Below are 12,727 nucleotides of genomic sequence, written 5' to 3' on the forward strand. Positions count from 1 at the left end.
GGCACGACGCGCTGGCTCGACCTGACGCTGGTCGTGGACACCTCCGCGGCGAGGGTCCGCACTGCCGGCAGTGCGATGAGCGCGGCCAGTGCGATGGCGAGCACGCCACCGGCGAGCTTGCCCAGCAGCAGCGGGCCGATGAGGTTCGGCTGGAAGTTCGCCGTGAACGCCAGGTGATCCCCCACCAGGAAGGCGGAGCAGACGGCGAACGCGATGCACAGCACCTTGTCCTTCGGGGGCATGTGGCGGATGAGCCGGAACAGGGCCAGCACGTTGGCCGCGGCGGCCAGCAGACCGGCCGTGCCTTCGGAACTCATCCCCACGCGGCGGCCGAGCGCGCCCAACGGGCGGGCGAGGCCCTTGCGCAGCACGTAGACCATGGGGAACGCCCCGGCGAGCATGATGCCGATGTTTCCGGCGACCTCCAGCGCCCGGTACTGGTCCTCGGCGTCGGCGATGATCGGGTCGAAGCCGAAACCGCCGAGCACGGTGGAGAACACGCCCGTGAAGTGCTCGACGATGCTCACCGCCAGCACGAGCTTCAGCGCGGCGTCCAGGATCCGCCCGAACCAGATGAACAGGCGGATCATGATCGCAGGCACGAACCACAGAGCCGCCGCGAGCAGCACGACGAACACCACCAGCGGGAGCAGGTTGAGCAGCATCGATCCGACGTCCAAACCGGACAGCGGCGCGGTCGATGCGCTGTCGGCGGACACCTCGCCGCGCACCGTCGTCGCAGTGGCCAGCAGGATGCCCGTGGTGACCAGCACGCCGACGGGGATCGCGAGCACGCCGGACATCACGCCCAGCGCCATGTAGCGGTGGTCGCGGCGGTCCAGCATGGCCAGGCCGACCGGGATGGTGAAGATGATGGTGGCCCCGGCCATGTAGCCGACCACGGTGGCCATGATCCAGCCACCGGTGCTGCCCGCGGTTTCCTGCGCCAGCTGGTAGCCGCCCATGTCCACCGCGATCAAGCTGGTCGCGGCGATCGCCGGGTCCGCACCGATCGCGCCGAACAGCGGGCCGGCGACCGACTCGACCAGCGCCGACAGGTACGGGATGGCGGCCATGATCCCGGCGACGGGGACGAAGATGGCGCCGATCGAGTGCAGGCCTTCCTTGAACTCCCGGCCGAGCCCGCTCTCGTCGTCGCGGATCGCCGCCACGGCGCCGATCACGACGAACACCATCATGAGGTAGATGATCAGGTTCCCGAAGGACTCCACGCGCCCTCCTCCTCTCGGTGGCGGGCGGTTCAGCCCAGCAGCGGGCGCAGGTGGTCGTTGAGGAACGTGCCGTCGGGGTCGAACTCCCGGCGCACGGCGAGGAAGGTGCCGAACTCGGGGAACAGCTCGCCGAGCCGGTCCCGCGTCATGAAGTGGATCTTCCCCCAGTGCGGTCGGGCCTGGTACCGCTGCAGCCGCTGGTCCACGGTGCGCAGGAACGGCCAGTAGTCGGTACCGGGCGCACCGGACACCGAGATCACCATGGTGTCGCGCTGGTAGTTCGGCGACAGGTAGGCGTCATCGGCCGCGGTCCAGCGCACTTCGATCGGGTAGAGCTGGTCGGGGAACTCGTCGAGCATCAACCGCCGGATCTCGTTGAGGGCCTCGAGCCCGTGCTCGGCCGCGACCATGTACTCCATCTCGTGGAAGGGCTCCTCGTACCCGCCGGGGTAAACCCGGTAGGCGCGGTCGGTCCGGTTGCCGACGTCGTCGGAGACGAGCCCGTCCGGCTCGGTGACCTCGACCTCGTCGTAGATCTTGACGTAGCAGTGGTTGCTCATCGGCTGGTCGGGCGGCGCCGGGAGCTGGTAGAGGTCCACGGAGTGGTCCGCCGGGCACCAGAAGAACGAGAAGTGCCGGTGGTCGGCGATCAGCCGGTCCCAGGAGTCCTCGATCTCCTGCCACGGCCGGTAGCTGATCTCCTCCTTGATGTAGTAGGCGGGGGAAACGGCCAGTTCGACCTCGAGCATCACGCCGAGCGAGCCGATCGCGACCTGCGCCGCGCGCAGCTCCCGCACCTGGTCCTCACCGATCTCGACGACCTCGCCGTGCCCGTCGACCAGCCGCACCCGGCGCATCGCCGCGGACATGTTCGGCAGCTCGATGCCCGAGCCGTGCGTGGCCGTCGAGAGCGCGCCGGCGATGACCTGCTTGTCGATGTCGCCCTGGTTGGACAGCGACAGCCCGGCGTTCCACAGCGGTTCGCCGAGCCGGCCGACCGTGGTGCCCGCCAGCGCGGTGGCCCGCAGCCGCTGCGGATCGGTCGCGGTCACCCCGCTCAGCTGCGCCAGGTCGAGCATGAGCCCGCCGGTGGGCACGATCGGCGTGAACGAGTGCCCCGTTCCCGCGACCCGCACGTTCATCCCCTGCCGGATCGCGTAGCGGACGGCGTCGACGACTTCCGATTCGTCGCGGGGCCGGGCGTACATCGCCGGGGTGACGGTGTGGTTCCCCGCCCAGTTCTTCCAGACGTGGTCGTAGCTGGTGGGGGCGGACAGCGCGGGCTCGGTCATGCGGATGCTCCGATCTCGTGCAACGGATCTCGATCAGTCCTCGGATACGCCTCCCGCCTCGGCAGCGCAGGCCTCTCCCCGAAGCCTCGTCAGGAGGAGCGCACCAGCGCCGAAAACTTAAAACATTCAATTTTAAATGACAAGGGTCCGTGCGGCCCCCGGTCGCGCCGGTATGCTCGCCCGAGGTCGTGCCACGACGGCCGAATCGATCACGTCCGCACGCCGGATCCCGCCCGGACCAGTTGGTGAGCAGAGGAAAGACAACGGTGTCGAGTTTTGCCGCGTACCTCCGGTTGGACGGGACCGAAGGGCTCCCGCACAGCGTGGCCGGGCAGCTGGAGACCGCGATCGCCGTCGGACTGCTCAGCCACGGCGACCGGCTGCCGCCGGAATCCGAACTCGCGGCCGAGCTGGGCGTTTCCACCGGAACCCTGCGCCAGGCCTTGGAAACCCTGCGGCAGCGCGGGGCCATCGAAACCCGCCGCGGGCGCGGCGGCGGCAGCTTCGTGCGGAACGCGTCGAAACCGCCGCCCGAAACGGCGTTGAACCAGCTGCGCGAGCGCAGCGCCGACTCGCTGCGCGATCTCGGCGACGCCTGCGCCGCCGTGGTCGGCGGGGCCGCTCACCTGGCCGCGCAGCGGGCGGCCCACGACGACGTGGAGCGGCTGCGGCGGCTGGCCGAGCACTTCCGCTCCGCCGAGACCGCGGACGAGCGGCGCCGAGCGGACAGCCGCTTCCACATCGAGATCGGCGTCGTCGCCCACTCGGTCCGGCTCACGCAGGCCATCGTCCACCTGCACGACGAGCTGGCGTCGTTGTTCTGGACGGTCGGCGGCGAGGCCGAGCACCACCCGGTGACCGAGTCCGCGAACACCGCGCTCATCGAGGCGATCGACAGCGCTGACGCGGACACCGCGCGCGCTGTGGCGATGCAGGACGTGGAGAGCCGGGTGCAGCACCTGATCGATCTGCACCTGGACCTGGTGGTGCGCGGTGAACCATGATGGCCGCATCGCGCAACCAGAAGGTGAAGGATCTTGAACGACCGAGAGCTCGCGTCGCTGCGCAGGTGCGCGGAACGCATCAGAGCACGGGTCGACCGGGTGCTCGATGATCTCGGTTCGGCGCAGGCCGAGGTCGTCCGCGTGCTGGCGCCGGCTCGACGGCCGCTGCGCCGAGCCGACGTCGCGCAGGTGCAGCCGACCCTGGTGAAGGTGCTCGACCAGCACCGCGGCTTCGTCCAGGGGGTGGGTCTCGCGCTCGACGACGGCCACCTCGACGACGCATCGCGCTGGCTGGAGTGGTGGCGCAGCGAGGACGACGAGCCGGCCCGCTTCGTCCGCCACCAGCTCGACCCGGCGCACAACCACTTCTACGACTACGTCGGCCAGGACTGGTTCGCGCTGCCCCGGCGGACGGGACGACCGGCGGTCACCGGCCCCTTCGTGGACTTCGCCGGGACCAACGAGCACACCATCACCCTGGCCGTTCCGGTGTTCCACGACGACGAGTTCGTCGACGTGCTGGGGGCCGACGTCGCGGTCGAGGGCGTCGAGCGGTTGCTGATCGAGTCCCTGCGATCGCGGTCACCGGACGCCGTGCTGCTCAACGAGCACGACCGCGTCGTGGCGTCGACCAGCGCCCGCTGGTGGAGCGGAACCCTGCTGCGCCGCGACGCCGGCGTGCACTGGTCCCAGGACATCGACCTCGGCGGCGACCTGCGCTGGCGCCTCGTCGCGGCGCACCGCTGACGACGCCCTCAGGGCTAGTCCATAGTGGACGATGCGAGAACCCGTGCGCTACCAGGCCGATCGACGTGCTCGATCCGTCCGGGCCACCCGGTCAAGCAGCGACCCAGGCGAAGATGGCCAGCAGCAACAGGTAGCAGGCCACGATGGCCGCCGCGCCCGCCAGGTTCGTCACCGCCACGCGGGCCGGTCCCGGCACCAGCCAGAACGCGAAGATCTTGTTCACCAGCGGCATCAGCAGCCAGGTCAGGATGCTGACGCTCAACACGTTGCCGATGAACAGGGACAGGTATCCCGGTAGCCCTGCCGCGCCCAGTTCGCGACCGACCGTCAGGCTCAGGACCATGACGGTGGGATAGAGGGCCAGCAACACGGTCATGGCCTGCTTCCAGTTGGACGGGATCCCTTCCTCCCCTTCACCGTCGAACCGGAACCAGCTGCCGAATGCCGATCTGATCTTCCGCACGTCGTAGCCGGCGAAGTAGTCCTCCCCTTCCTCCAGGAGCTTCGCCCGCGTCTCGGACTCCAACCACTCGTCCAGATGTGCGCGGCTGTCGTACCGGAACACCGCGACCCATTTCTCCTGCACTCCTGGCACTGGCTCGAACAGCTCGAGCCCCATGAATCCCGGAGATTTCTCCTGCACCTTGCGGACCTTGTTCTGCCAGTGCCTGAAATCGCGTTCACGCCCCGGCCTGACGTCGTGCGAGACGACCGCGGTCACGACGTCCCGGGTCGGCGGCTCTCCGGCGAGGATCTCCTGCGTGGCAGCCCCTTCGAACAGGTCATCACCTTCGGCGAGCAGTTCCTGCCGTTCCGCCGAGTTCAACCAGGCGGTCAACTGGTCGATCGTCGAGAAGCGGAAGACGACCGACCAGGAGTTCTGCTCGTCCGACGTCGGCGGGTACTGCTCCGCCGCCTCGAACCCGCTGAAGCCACCGGCCGCCTGGTCCACCTTTTGCTGCCATCGCCGGTAGTCGTCCTCCCGGCCTTCGCGGACCGTCAACGAGATCAGGACGGTCGCGCCGCGACTGCCGAACTCCTGGTTTGGCCCCCGCTCCATATCGGGTAACCATAATTAGCTCCGACTGGCCGGACAACTCGACTGAAAAGCGCTCGGCGCAATGCGATCGGAGGTTCTGGGGATGGAGCACGAAGAACTCATCGCCGAAGCCGTTCGGTTGGCGACCGAATCCGTTGAGAACGGGTGGGGCGGCCCGTTCGGCGCGGTGATCACCCGCAACGGGGACATCATCGCACGGGGGCAGAATCGCGTTCTGCTCACCGGTGATCCGACCGCGCACGCGGAGGTGGAAACCATTCGAATGGCCTCGCAAGTGCTCAATTCCGAGGCGCCGAGCATTCCGGAGAACCACCAGAACGAATCGACGCTGGAATTCGTGCCACGCCCCGAAGGTTCCGATGACGTGGTGCCCGAGCGGGCCCGCATGCTCATGGGATGCTCCATCTACATCAGCGGCGCACCGTGCCCGATGTGCATGAGCGCGATCTACTGGTCCCGGATCGACGCGGTCTACTACGCCAAGGACCTCCAGGACACCAAGGAGATCGGTTTCGACGACGCCTTCCAGTACGACGACTTCAAGAAACCGCTCGACCAGCGGAGAATATCGATTCAACAGATCTTCCCCGAGATCGGGGACCGCGCGTACCAGGCGTGGATGAACAAGCCCGGCCGGCACCCGTATTAGCGGTTCGTCACCGGCTGGGAGCTCGACCTCGGCGTCCTGCGCCGACGAGCGCACGATCGCGTCCACCTCGATCTCCTCGATGCCGGTCCCGTTCGGACTGGGCATCGGCGCGGCACTGCTGCTGCGCTCAGCGCATTCCAATGTGGATGGACAACCGGTCGGCACTATCCACAATAGACGAGATCGCAGCCGCGCCGATTCCGCCGGCCAGGCGCTGGCCGACCACACGACGATCATCGCCAAAGACAAGCTCGATCGGCTTCAGCCCAGCGCGTCGTGGAGGGCGTCGAGACCGTTGCGGTAGATGTCGGTGAACAGGGCGACCACCTCCTCGTCGGTGGCGCCGTCGGGGGTGAAGCGCCCCGACCACTGGACCTCGGCCTTGTCCTTCTGACCGGCCACGGAGTGAACCCTGATGGTGGAGACGTAACCGACCACGGGGAAGGGTGCCTTCTCGATGGCGTAGCTGTAGTGGCGTTCGGTCTCGTTGAAGTCCACCAGGCGTTCGACGATGACGTCCCCGTCAGGGTTCTTCAGCTGCCGGGCACGCCCTCCTTCCACGAGGGTGCTCTCGGGGATGTAAGGCAGCCAGTCGGGCAGGGACCCGAAGCCGCCGATCAGCTGCCACGTGCGTTCCGGAGAGGCTGAAACCACCCGGCTCACCGAGGTCGATGCCATGGTCTTCCTCCACTATGCGTCGTGCTGCGGTGCGTGGGACCCGGCTCCTGGGGATCAGGCGCCGCCTGGGAGCGGAGCCTGCGAGCTGACCAGGCCGGACTGGCGCAGTTCGGCCCAGAAGTCGGCGGGGATCTTCTCGTCCAGCGCGGCGATGTCCTCGTCGACGTGGCCAGGTCGGCTGGCACCCGCGATGACGGCGACAGTCACCGGATGGGCCAGGGAGAACTGCAACGCGGCAGCCTTGATGCTCACACCATGCCGGTCGGCGACCGCTTTGAGGCGATCGACGCGCTCGTAGATCGCCGGCGACGCCTCCTGGTACTCGAAGTGGGTGCCCCCCGCGAGCACGCCCGAGTTGTAGGGGCCGCCGATCACCATGTCGACCCCCTGCTCAGCGGCCATGGGCAGCAGTCGCTGCAGCGGGCGTTCGTGGTCCAGCAGCGTGTAGCGGCCGGCCATCACGAACCCATCGGGCTTCGGTTCGTCCAGAGCAAGCGTGATCTCAATGGGTTCGGTGTGGTTGACGCCCAAACCACGCTTTGATGACGCCTTCGTCCCGCAGCCTGGACAGGACCCGGAAGGCGCCGGTACGGGCTTCTTCCATCTTCTGCAGCCAGAGATCGCCGTTGAAGTCCTGAGCGATGTCGTGCACCCAGAGGACGTCGATCCGATCGACCCCCAGCCGCTGCAGACTGTCCTCGATCGAACGCTCGGTGGCATCGGCCGTCCACTCGTGCACGATCTTGTTCTTGCGCCCGTGCTCGAACAATGCGCCCTTCTCACCGAGATCACGCGCGCCGACCTCCTCCTCGTCGAGGATGACGCGCCCCACCTTCGAGGACAGGACGAATGAGTCCCGAGGCTTCTTGGAGAGCAACTCACCCAGCCGCATCTCGGCCAGGCCGGCCCCGTAGAGGGGAGCCGTGTCGAAGTAGCGGTCGCCTTTGTCCCAGGCTTCTTGCACGGTCGCACGTGCCTCGTCGTCCGGGACCGCGCGGAACATGTTGCCCAAGGGCGCGGCACCGAAGCCGAGGCGGTAAGGAATGATCTCCCGGAGTGTCACGACGGAGTCCTTCCGAAAGCACCTTGCGAAAATGATCAATGATTGGCGTGGCCTGGCCGGCCAGGTCCTGCGGCGGTTGTGGCGACGAGAACCGCCGACTCCGGTCCCCCGCACACGGGGCCGGTTTCCGGACGTCGTGATCAACGGCCAGAACGCCGACAAGGTCGACGACATCGCCAAACGGCTCGGCGTGCGCGGAATCACCGCGAGCATCGGGACGGCCGAAGGAGTCGCCAAGCTCATCGAGCAGCTACCCGACGTCGACATCCTCGTCAACAACGTCGGGGTCTTCACCGTCCAACCGGTGTTCGAGATCCCCGACGACGAGTGGCTGCGCTTCTACCAGATCAACGTGCTCTCCGGAGTCCGCCTGGCACGCCATTACGCGCCGCGGATGGCTGATCGGGGCTGGGGTCGGGTGATCTTCCTCAGCAGCGAAGCGGGGGTGCAGACGCCGACGGACATGGTCCACTACGGCATGACGAAATCAGCCCAGCTGGCGCTCTCGCGCGGAATGGCCCAGGAGGTCGCAGGCACCGGGGTCACGGTCAACAGCGTGCTGCCCGGCCCCACGATGAGCAACGGCGTGGTAGCGATGTGGGACGACCTGTACCCCGGTCTCGACCGAACCGAGCAGGAGCGGCGGTACGTCGCCGAGGGCCGCGCAGCCACTTCCCTGCTGCACCGGCTGATCCGACCCCACGAAGTGGCGAACCTGATCACCTACGTCGCCTCCGACCAAGCCTCGGCCACCACCGGAAGCGCGCTGAGCGTCGACGGCGGCCTGGTCCCACCATCATCCCCTGAATCCGCCGAGAGCACGCCGTGCACGTTCCGGACCGCGACGAAGGACGCAACACCGCCAGCCCCCTTTGACCGCTAGAGTTGCGCGCAAAAGGCGTTCCCGCAAAAGATCCACAGTCGACGCCGGGCCCAACGCCGCCGCCACTCCAGCCCGAGACGGCTCGTACCCGACAGCCTCGGTCGCCGCGACCAGGTGGTCGCACACCTGCCCCGGGATGTCCAGCTCCGGCGCGAACTGCCTCGACCTCGTTGAGCACGACCAGGCCGCCGATGTCCACCTCTCACCGGAGGCGGTTCGTCGAAATGGGCAAACCTGCCTTTGTTCACCCAGTGGGCAGCGTCACCGAGATCGCTTCGTTCGGACGAATCCGCTCGTCAAGAGCAAGTTCTTCCCCTTGGAGAACTTCGCTTCGGAATCAGGGGCTTGACGGGCTCCCGGACGGAACTTAGGTTTGCCTCGCCTCACGAACGAGGCCAGCTGCTGGACCACGTCACCCACAGCGGAAACCTGGAGGAGGACGAGATGCGCCCGGATGTCGACGGCACGGGCCCGGCGCGCTCTTCGCGCAGGTAGCGCAAGCCACGACCTTCGAGCACGACTAGCCGGCCAGCGGTGACGCGGTGCGGATGACCCGCACCTGCCCGCGGCCGAAAGCCGCAACGCCCACCTCCCCGGCGTGCGGTTCTCATGGAAATCCCCTCACCACAAGGGATTCCCCATCCTGCGGCCTCAGCCACGCCAGCGACACAACAGCGCCCGGACCTTCCAGGCGCCGATGCACGATGGAACGAGAGATGAGCGAAACAGCCCAGATCAGTCATGAGGTCAAGCCCGCCGGGCGGATCGCATTCACCACCGACGCCGCACTGCTCCTGCTCAGGGTCGTCCCGTTCGGGCTGCTGACCGTGCACGGCGCGCAGAAGCTGTTCGGCGTCTGGGGCGGCAAGGGGTTGAGCGGAACGGCCTCCGGGTTCGCCGCGATGGGGTACGAACCCGCGTGGTTCTTCGCCCTGCTCGGCGGCGGCGCCGAGTTCGTCGGCGGAATCCTGCTGTTCCTAGGCCTTTTCACGCCCCTCGGCGCAGCCATGTCGCTCGGTGTGATGATCAACGCCGTCGCCGCTGTGGCCGCCAAGGGTCTGGAGTCGTCCGGCTACGCGATCGTGCTCGCGGTCATCGCCGCCGCACTGGCGATCAGCGGCCCAGGCCGGTTCTCGCTCGACGCGGGTCGCCCCTGGCACCGGACCGGGCCGGTCGTCGCGGCGGTCAGCATCGCGGTCGCTGTCGCCACCTCGGCCGCGACACTGCTGGTGAAGGGCTGAACGCGTGCGCGGGTCACCGCGGGGCGAACCACGTCCCCCTGCGGTCGGTGGTCGGCTGACCTAGCGTTGAAACCCATGACCGCACGGAACCGGGGGCATCGCCACAACACCGGGCGAAGCCGGGATTCCCGCCGCGAGCACCTGTCGATCAACCCGGTGTTCGTCGCAGAACCGGCGCAGGTGCCGCGCAACCGGTTGCCCGCGGGGGAACTCGATCCCGACGTGGCCTACCAGGTCGTGCACGACGAGCTGATGCTGGACGGCAACGCGCGGCTCAACCTCGCCACGTTCGTCACCAGCTGGATGGAGCCGCAGGCCGACCGGTTGATGGCGGAGTGCTTCGACAAGAACATGATCGACAAGGACGAGTACCCGCGCACGGCCGAGCTGGAGCAGCGCTGCGTGCGGATGCTCGCGGAGCTGTGGCACGCCCCCGATCCCGAATCCACCATCGGCTGCTCCACCACCGGGTCCAGCGAGGCGTGCATGCTGGCGGGGTTGGCGCTCAAACGCCGTTGGCAACACGCCCGGCGAGCGGCCGGCAGGCCGGCGGATCGGCCGAACATCGTGATGGGCGCGAACGTCCAGGTCTGCTGGGAGAAGTTCGCGAACTACTGGGACGTCGAGGCGCGGCTGGTGCCGATGGAGGGCGAGCGCTTCCACCTCGACGCAGCCGAAGCCGTCGCCCGCTGCGACGAGAACACCATCGGGGTGGTGGCGGTGCTGGGCTCCACCTTCGACGGCAGCTACGAGCCGGTGGCCGAGATCTGCGCCGCGCTGGACCGGTTGTCCGCCGAGCATGGCTGGAACGTGCCGGTGCACGTCGACGGAGCCTCCGGAGCGATGGTCGCCCCGTTCTGCGATCCCGACCTGGCCTGGGACTTCCGGCTGTCCCGGGTCGCCTCGATCAACACCTCCGGGCACAAGTACGGCCTGGTCTACCCCGGCGTGGGCTGGGTGGTGTGGCGGGATTCGGCTGCGCTGCCGCAGGACCTCGTCTTCGACGTCAACTACCTCGGCGGCAGCATGCCGACGTTCGCGCTGAACTTCTCCCGCCCGGGCGGGCAGGTGGTCGCGCAGTACTACGCTTTCCTGCGCTTGGGCTTCGACGGCTTCCGCAGGGTCCAGCAGACCTGCCGCGACGTGGCGACCTCGCTGGCCGACCGGATCGCAGGGCTCGGACCGTTCCGCCTGCTCACCCGGGGCGACCAGCTACCGGCGTTCGCCTTCGCGCTGCGCGAGGAGGTCACCGGCTACTCGGTCTTCGACGTGTCGGCGCACCTGCGGGAACGCGGCTGGCTGGTCCCGGCCTACGCGTTCCCGGCGAACCGCACCGACCTGGCGGTGCTGCGGATCGTGGTCCGCAACGGCTTCACCCACGACCTCGCGGACCTCCTGCTCGAAGACCTCGAACGATCCATCGCGGAGCTCCAGCACCAGCCCGAACCCCTGCGCGGCGTGGAGCACAGCTCCTTCGCCCACGGCAGCGGCATCCCGCAGCGGGACTCATCGCCCGCGCAGCTCGAGCGCGACCGCACCGAGCACTAAGGCGCCTCCGGCAAAAGCACCGGCCCAGAGCGACTCGCCGAACGCGGTCGCGCCGATCGCCGCGCCTACGAGCGGCGTGACGTAGGCGTAGGTGCTGACCAGCGGTGCCGGCGCGCTCTCCAGCAGGCGCGTGTAGAGCATGAAGCCACGAGCGAATCGAAGACGACCAGAAACACCGCCGCACCCGCCGACGTCCAGCTGACGTCCGACCACCGAACCGGGGCGAGCTCGCCGAACGAGAGCGCAACCAGCAGCAACACGGTCCCACCGGCAAGCAGCTGAACCGCGCTGGCGACCACCCGATCAACCGTCCCGGCGACGTTCGCCATCAGCAGGCTCCCCGCGGCCCACAGGATCGGCGCAACGCAGAACGCCACAACCGCCCACGGCGCCCCACCGATCGCACTGCCCGGCGCCGTCAGCACCACGATCACGATGCCACCGAACCCCGCCACGAGGCGCACTTTCGACGCGACCGGCATACGGGTTCCGATCAGCCCGCTCAGGAGCACCACCCACAACGGGATCGCCGCGGCGAGGATCGCCCCGAGACTGGCGGTCACCTCGGTCAGCGCCACCGTGGCGAGACCTTGCCCGCCCACCAGCAACAGCACCCCGGCAACCGCCAAACGTCGCAGTTGCACGCGCGTTGGCCGGGGACGCCCACGCGCGCCACCAGCGAGCACGACTCCGGCGAGCAAGAAGATCAACGCCGCTCCACCCAGCGGCGGCACCGTGTCGACCATCAGCTTCATCGCCGGAATCGCCGAGCCCCAGCACCCGTAAAGCGCGAGGAGCAGGAACACAGTGCGATCGGGGGAACCCGCACCCCGGCGCCGCGCAGCTCTGCCGATGTTCACCGCGGAGCCCTTCATGATCTGTGCACCTGGCTGAGGCATGTGGCCTGCGCGTCACGTTCCACCGCTCACGATTGCCACATCGCGATGGACAGGAGCGCCAGGGCTGTGCAGATCAGGGTCGCGCAGTTGAACAGCACCCGATGGCGGACGAGGTGGTCAGCGGTGAGGCGGCCGAGCGGTGCTGAGATGACCGCTGGCAGCGGTCCTAGCGGGTTCAGCAGACTCTCCGGGTCCAGCGGGTGCAGCAGGCTCAGCGGGCCGAGTCCGACGAGAAGTCCGAGCACGCCGAACGTGAGAGCAGTCCCCAGGCGCCCCAGGTTCAACTTTCGGCAGAGCTTCTCGACGAGGAGGCCCAGCGGCAGCCCCACGATCAGCACAACGCCAACGATGAACGGCAGTGCGAGCAGGGTCATCCCCGCGGAGCCGAGTGCTCGCGACAACGCGGGATCGCCGGGGAACCCGTCACCGAC

At 68.2% G+C, this 12,727-nt stretch carries 14 protein-coding genes; 6 read left to right on the top strand and 8 right to left on the bottom strand.

Annotated elements, in window-relative coordinates:
- Positions 1–1,232 (bottom strand): ethanolamine utilization protein EutH (gene eutH / locus ABTZ89_RS25790; RefSeq protein WP_351049206.1); only part of this gene is annotated, 1,232 nt, incomplete at its 3' end.
- Positions 1,233–1,261: 29 nt separating this feature from the next.
- Entirely contained in the window at positions 1,262–2,524 is a 1,263-nt protein-coding gene (locus ABTZ89_RS25795) for a D-arabinono-1,4-lactone oxidase (protein WP_351049209.1), read from the bottom strand.
- Between the two features lie 266 nt (positions 2,525–2,790).
- Between ABTZ89_RS25795 and ABTZ89_RS25800 the strand changes: the two genes are divergently transcribed.
- On the top strand, positions 2,791–3,528 hold the full coding sequence (locus ABTZ89_RS25800) for a FadR/GntR family transcriptional regulator (protein ID WP_351049212.1): 738 nt from the start codon (positions 2,791–2,793) through the stop codon (positions 3,526–3,528).
- Between the two features lie 33 nt (positions 3,529–3,561).
- On the top strand, positions 3,562–4,275 hold the full coding sequence (locus ABTZ89_RS25805; protein ID WP_351049215.1) for a cache domain-containing protein: 714 nt from the start codon (positions 3,562–3,564) through the stop codon (positions 4,273–4,275).
- A 91-nt stretch (positions 4,276–4,366) separates the two neighbouring features.
- On the opposite strand, the gene ABTZ89_RS25810 is transcribed toward ABTZ89_RS25805, so the two are convergent.
- Positions 4,367–5,335, bottom strand: a complete 969-nt coding sequence (locus tag ABTZ89_RS25810; protein ID WP_351049218.1) for an antibiotic biosynthesis monooxygenase — start codon at positions 5,333–5,335, stop codon at positions 4,367–4,369.
- Positions 5,336–5,417: 82 nt separating this feature from the next.
- On the opposite strand from ABTZ89_RS25810, the gene ABTZ89_RS25815 reads away from it, so the two are divergent.
- Positions 5,418–5,984, top strand: a complete 567-nt coding sequence (locus ABTZ89_RS25815) for a nucleoside deaminase (protein ID WP_351049220.1) — start codon at positions 5,418–5,420, stop codon at positions 5,982–5,984.
- 261 nt (positions 5,985–6,245) lie between these two features.
- On the opposite strand, the gene ABTZ89_RS25820 is transcribed toward ABTZ89_RS25815, so the two are convergent.
- Genes ABTZ89_RS25820 through ABTZ89_RS25830 form a run of 3 tightly spaced genes read right to left on the bottom strand, consistent with a single transcriptional unit; the run spans position 6,246 to position 7,725 of the window.
- On the bottom strand, positions 6,246–6,662 hold the full coding sequence (locus ABTZ89_RS25820) for an SRPBCC family protein (RefSeq protein ID WP_351049222.1): 417 nt from the start codon (positions 6,660–6,662) through the stop codon (positions 6,246–6,248).
- Between the two features lie 54 nt (positions 6,663–6,716).
- Positions 6,717–7,193 carry an aldo/keto reductase gene (locus ABTZ89_RS25825; RefSeq protein WP_351049225.1) on the bottom strand — a complete coding sequence of 159 codons (477 nt, stop codon included), beginning with the start codon at positions 7,191–7,193 and terminating at the stop codon, positions 6,717–6,719.
- Entirely contained in the window at positions 7,165–7,725 is a 561-nt protein-coding gene (locus ABTZ89_RS25830) for an aldo/keto reductase (protein ID WP_351049228.1), read from the bottom strand. Before ABTZ89_RS25830 ends, ABTZ89_RS25825 begins: the two co-directional genes overlap by 29 nt.
- 31 nt (positions 7,726–7,756) lie before the next feature.
- Here ABTZ89_RS25830 and ABTZ89_RS25835 point away from each other — a divergent pair, with 31 nt between their 5' ends.
- From ABTZ89_RS25835 to gad, 3 genes are all read left to right on the top strand, one after another.
- A complete protein-coding gene (locus tag ABTZ89_RS25835) occupies positions 7,757–8,608 on the top strand; it encodes an SDR family NAD(P)-dependent oxidoreductase (protein ID WP_351049231.1) in 852 nt (283 codons plus the stop codon).
- Between the two features lie 716 nt (positions 8,609–9,324).
- Complete coding sequence (locus ABTZ89_RS25840) at positions 9,325–9,849, top strand: DoxX family protein (RefSeq protein WP_351049234.1); 525 nt, start codon at positions 9,325–9,327, stop codon at positions 9,847–9,849.
- Between the two features lie 75 nt (positions 9,850–9,924).
- Positions 9,925–11,397 carry a glutamate decarboxylase gene (gene gad / locus ABTZ89_RS25845; RefSeq protein ID WP_351049237.1) on the top strand — a complete coding sequence of 491 codons (1,473 nt, stop codon included), beginning with the start codon at positions 9,925–9,927 and terminating at the stop codon, positions 11,395–11,397.
- Between the two features lie 65 nt (positions 11,398–11,462).
- Here gad and ABTZ89_RS25850 read toward each other — a convergent pair whose 3' ends face one another.
- Together ABTZ89_RS25850 and ABTZ89_RS25855 are read right to left on the bottom strand one after the other, a co-directional pair.
- The gene (locus ABTZ89_RS25850) at positions 11,463–12,296 is read right to left on the bottom strand and encodes an EamA family transporter (RefSeq protein WP_502949599.1); all 834 of its coding nucleotides are present in this window, start codon (positions 12,294–12,296) and stop codon (positions 11,463–11,465) included.
- Between the two features lie 26 nt (positions 12,297–12,322).
- A partial coding sequence (locus ABTZ89_RS25855) for a hypothetical protein (RefSeq protein ID WP_351049242.1) occupies positions 12,323–12,727 on the bottom strand: 405 nt, incomplete at its 5' end.

It is taken from the genome of Saccharopolyspora sp. NPDC002686 (assembly GCF_040295745.1).
Lineage (GTDB): Bacteria > Actinomycetota > Actinomycetes > Mycobacteriales > Pseudonocardiaceae > Saccharopolyspora > Saccharopolyspora oryzae.

Excerpts from the sequence above, each read along its gene's own strand:
- ABTZ89_RS25795 (WP_351049209.1), bottom strand. The coding sequence starts at position 2,524 with ATGACCGAGCCCGCGCTGTCCGCCCCCACCAGCTACGACCACGTCTGG.
- ABTZ89_RS25810 (WP_351049218.1), bottom strand. The coding sequence starts at position 5,335 with ATGGAGCGGGGGCCAAACCAGGAGTTCGGCAGTCGCGGCGCGACCGTC.
- ABTZ89_RS25815 (WP_351049220.1), top strand. The coding sequence starts at position 5,418 with ATGGAGCACGAAGAACTCATCGCCGAAGCCGTTCGGTTGGCGACCGAA.
- ABTZ89_RS25820 (WP_351049222.1), bottom strand. The coding sequence starts at position 6,662 with ATGGCATCGACCTCGGTGAGCCGGGTGGTTTCAGCCTCTCCGGAACGC.
- ABTZ89_RS25835 (WP_351049231.1), top strand. The coding sequence starts at position 7,757 with ATGATCAATGATTGGCGTGGCCTGGCCGGCCAGGTCCTGCGGCGGTTG.
- ABTZ89_RS25840 (WP_351049234.1), top strand. The coding sequence starts at position 9,325 with ATGAGCGAAACAGCCCAGATCAGTCATGAGGTCAAGCCCGCCGGGCGG.
- gad (WP_351049237.1), top strand. The coding sequence starts at position 9,925 with ATGACCGCACGGAACCGGGGGCATCGCCACAACACCGGGCGAAGCCGG.
- ABTZ89_RS25850 (WP_502949599.1), bottom strand. The coding sequence starts at position 12,296 with ATGCCTCAGCCAGGTGCACAGATCATGAAGGGCTCCGCGGTGAACATC.